The sequence below is a fragment of the Polaromonas sp. P1_G2 genome (assembly GCF_056405515.1).
Genome location: NZ_JBFUBY010000614.1, coordinates 1 through 733 on the forward strand (window position 1 = coordinate 1; position 733 = coordinate 733).

The 733-nt window shown below is 62.5% G+C and carries 1 protein-coding gene; it reads left to right on the plus strand.

The genetic code is table 11. The annotated features are described in order from the left end of the window. A partial coding sequence (locus tag AC1D0P_RS26520; protein ID WP_477679455.1) for an AMP-binding protein occupies window positions 1–668 on the plus strand: 668 nt, incomplete at its 5' end. Between the last annotated feature and the right edge of the window lie 65 nt (window positions 669–733).

Sequence of the window (733 nt, forward strand, 5' to 3'; positions counted from 1 at the left end):
AGACATTCAACGCCTGGCGCGAAAAGACCGGCCACACCATTCTCGAACGCTACGGCATGACCGAAACCAACATGAACACCTCGAACCCTTATGACGGCGATCGCATTGCCGGTACGGTCGGCATGCCGCTGCCCGGCACGGAGATCCGCACCGTCGATCCGGAGACAGGCACTCCGGTCGCGGCTGGCGAGATCGGTATGGTCGAGGTGCGCGGCCCCAATGTCTTCAAGGGCTATTGGCGGATGCCGGAAAAGACCGCGAGCGAATTCCGCCCCGACGGCTTCTTCATCACCGGCGACCTCGGCACCATCGATCAGCGCGGCTATCTGCAGATCGTCGGCCGCGGCAAGGACCTGATCATCGCCGGCGGCTTCAACGTCTATCCCAAGGAGGTCGAGACCGAACTCGACAACCTGCCAGGCGTCATCGAAAGCGCCGTGATCGGCCTGCCGCATCCCGATCTCGGCGAGGCAGTGGCCGCCGTGATCGTGCGCGCGCCCGGCAGCACAATCGACGAAAAGGCTGTTGCCGCCGCCCTCGCCGACAAGCTCGCACGCTACAAGCAACCGCGCTTCACAGCCTTCGTCACCGACCTGCCGCGCAACACGATGGGCAAGGTGCAGAAGAACGTGCTGCGCGACACCTACAAGGATGTTTTCAAAGCCTGAGCATCAGACCTTGCCGGAAAACAGCGCCGAGCCACGCTTTTCCAGGAGCTTGAGCGACGTATAAT